The 3,026-nt window shown below is 44.0% G+C and carries 2 protein-coding genes; one reads left to right on the plus strand and one right to left on the minus strand.

What is annotated here, in order from left to right:
* Positions 1–20: 20 nt before the first annotated feature.
* Positions 21–1,532 carry an acyl--CoA ligase gene (locus tag GNE10_RS33385; RefSeq protein ID WP_185570340.1) on the minus strand — a complete coding sequence of 504 codons (1,512 nt, stop codon included), beginning with the start codon at positions 1,530–1,532 and terminating at the stop codon, positions 21–23.
* A 269-nt stretch (positions 1,533–1,801) separates the two neighbouring features.
* Here GNE10_RS33385 and GNE10_RS33390 point away from each other — a divergent pair, with 269 nt between their 5' ends.
* Entirely contained in the window at positions 1,802–2,944 is a 1,143-nt protein-coding gene (locus GNE10_RS33390) for a BMP family ABC transporter substrate-binding protein (protein ID WP_185570339.1), read from the plus strand.
* Positions 2,945–3,026: the final 82 nt, after the last annotated feature.

Here is a 3,026-nt window from a genome sequence, read left to right on the forward strand (position 1 = left end):
GGCCCCCATCTCCCCCTTCCCTATTCTCCAATACCAAGCAACTTCGCCATCGCCAACCGTTGTAATTTCCCGGTAGCACCACGGGGTAATTGGTCTAAAATGTGAATTTGTTTCGGCACTTTAAAGTTTGCCAGCATAGTTGAACAGTGAGCTAAAAGTTCTTTTTCGCTAGCTTCTGCTTTGAGGACAACAGCGGCGTGAATATCTTCTCCTAAAGATTTATGGGGGACAGCAAAAGCTAAGGCTTCAGCAACGGCGGGATGGCGTAGCAAAATATCGTCTACTTCTAAAGGAGAAATTTTTTCTCCACCCCGATTAATCAATTCTTTTATTCGTCCAGTCAGGCAAAGATAGCCATCTTCATCAATTGTCCCTTGGTCTCCTGTGCGGAACCAACCATTTACAAAACCAGTGGCGTTGGCTTCTGGGTTATTTTCGTAGCCTTCAATGACATTTGGTGCTTTTACCACCACCTCACCCAAACTTCCTTGGGTTAACAAGTTACCTTCCGAGTCCATAATACCCACTTCCACACCGAAGCCATAACCGACAGTACCGGCTTTGCGGACTTTTGGCGGTAAGGGGTTAGTAGTCATTAAGTGGGATGCTTCAGTCATGCTGTAAGATTCCACCACAGGAGCATTGAGAGTTGCCTCCATTTGTTCAATGATAACTGGAGGCAAAGAAGCACTACTAGAGCGAATAAAACGGAAGCGATTTGCTTTGACAATTTCGGTATTGCGGGTAGCCCGTGCCAAAATTGTTTGGTGCATCGTTGGTGCTGCGGAGTACCAGGTAGGTTTGTAGGTATCTACCAATTTCCAGAACTCCAGGGCGTTAAAACCATCAGGACAAACAAGCGTACCACCAGATGCGAGAGTTGACAACAAACAGCCCACCAACCCATGAACGTGGAACAACGGCATTAAGCACAGTGTAGTGTCAGCTGAAGTGAGCGAATAAGCACTAACAATGTTGTTAGCAGAAGCAATAAGGTTGCGATGACGAATTGGCACCCGTTTGGGACGACTGGTAGTACCACTGGTGTGGAGAATCATGGCTATATCGTCAGACGAGGGGGACGCGGGGACGTGGGGACGCGGGGACTCGGAGAAGAATTTATGCCCAATGCCCAGCTCAAAGCTCAATGCACCATCAGGATTGACTTTGGCATTGATCGGTATCATATCTGGTGTGAGGGCAGCAATGGCCGCTTCTGGTTCCTCAGACAGTGTAATTAGTGCTTTTGCCTGGGTATCTGCATAGTAGAAGGCAAATTCATCTTGCTTGTATTTGGGATTCAAAGGTGCAGCAGTACCAGATAAAGTAGCAGCGAGAAAAGTGATTACCATTGGCAAACCATTATTCATAGCAATGGCAATGCGTTCTCCTGGTTTGAGTCCAAAGCTGTGGAGTTGAGATACCAGTCCAGTAACATTTTCGCGCAATTGTTGATAAGTGAGCGATCGCCCCTCAGGCGAAACCAAAGCTAAATGATTATCTTCCCCTGCTAAAAGCTCAAATAAATTCATTTCAAAACCTCCAAAAGGAATTGGCATTGGGCATTGGGTACTTGTACTGAGCGTAGTCGTTGGCGCAGCCTCTCGCAGAGAAGTATGGGGAATGGTGAAAGGGAAAGGGGTAAGGGGGAAAGGTTAAATCTATCCCTTTACCCTTTACCCTTTACCCTTTACCCTTTACCCCACTCCCCACTCCCAAGCTAAAATTAAGTCAACCTTGTGTCTGTCGCTACTAAAAATCAACAAAAACCTTTTCAGCAGTTCAACCAATATCGATAAATATGGATCGTCGGAAATTTCTCAACTATGTTACTTTAGCAGGATCTAGCTTTGCCTTAACTAGTTGTATTCAAGGCAGAAATTCCAATTCATCAGGTGAAGTATCTCCTTTAGCATCACCTGTGGTAGTTAATGAACCTCTGAAAGTGGGATTTGTTTATATAGGGCCTGTGGGCGATTTTGGCTGGACTTATGCTCATGATTTAGGTCGCAGACAGATGGAAGCCAATCTTCAAGATAAAGTAAAAACTACCTTTGTGGAAAATGTCAACGAAGGTGCTGATGCTGAAAGAGTAATTCGCCAATTAGCGTTAGATGGTAACAAATTAATTTTTACAACTTCTTTTGGCTACATGAACCCAACAATTAAAGTTGCCAAAGAGTTTCCTAATATTTTCTTTGAACACTGTACGGGTTACAAACGTGCCCCTAATGTTGGCACTTATTTGGGACGTTTTGAAGAACCGCGATATTTAACCGGCATGATTGCTGGCAAAATGACAAAATCAAATGTAATTGGTTTTATTGGGGCATATCCGATTCCGGAAGTAATTCGTGGTATCAGTGCATTTGCTCAAGGAATGCGGTTCACAAATCCCCAGGCAAAAGTTAAGGTACTTTGGGCGCAAACTTGGTACGATCCAGCTAAAGAAAGAGAAGCGGCGCAAGCTTTAGCTAATTTAGGTGCAGATGTGCTGACCCAGCATACCGATTCTGGTGCTGTTGTACAATTTGCTGAAGAAAAAGGTATTTATGCTTTCGGCTATAACACCGATATGAGCAAGTTTGGTCAAAAAGCTCACCTGACATCAGCTATTAATAAATGGGGTAAATTCTATACAGATAAAGCTTTGGCTGTAATGACTAATACTTGGAAATCCCAAGAAATTTGGGATGGTATTGGTCAAGGAATGGTAGATATTTCTCCCATGAATCAAGTGATTCCGGCTGATGTGCAACAATTAATCAATGCCAAACGCGATGAATTTATTCAAGGTACTGCACATCCTTTTGATGGCCCGGTGAAAGACCAAAAAGGTGTAGTGCGAGTGCCAAAAGGTAAAGTATTAGACGACAAGCAACAACTAGCAATGGATTGGTATGTTGAAGGAATTGAAGGGTCAATTCCTAAGCAAAAATCGTAGTGGTCTTAATACGGTTCGGGGAAAGGGGAAAGGTGAAAGGGGAAAGGTGAAAGGGGAAAGGGGAAAGGGGAAAGGGAAAAGG

The sequence above is a fragment of the Nostoc sp. 2RC genome, assembly GCF_014222165.1.
Classification (GTDB): Bacteria; Cyanobacteriota; Cyanobacteriia; order Cyanobacteriales; family Nostocaceae; genus Nostoc; species Nostoc linckia.

Excerpts from the sequence above, each read along its gene's own strand:
- GNE10_RS33385 (WP_185570340.1), bottom strand. The coding sequence starts at position 1,532 with ATGAATTTATTTGAGCTTTTAGCAGGGGAAGATAATCATTTAGCTTTG.
- GNE10_RS33390 (WP_185570339.1), top strand. The coding sequence starts at position 1,802 with ATGGATCGTCGGAAATTTCTCAACTATGTTACTTTAGCAGGATCTAGC.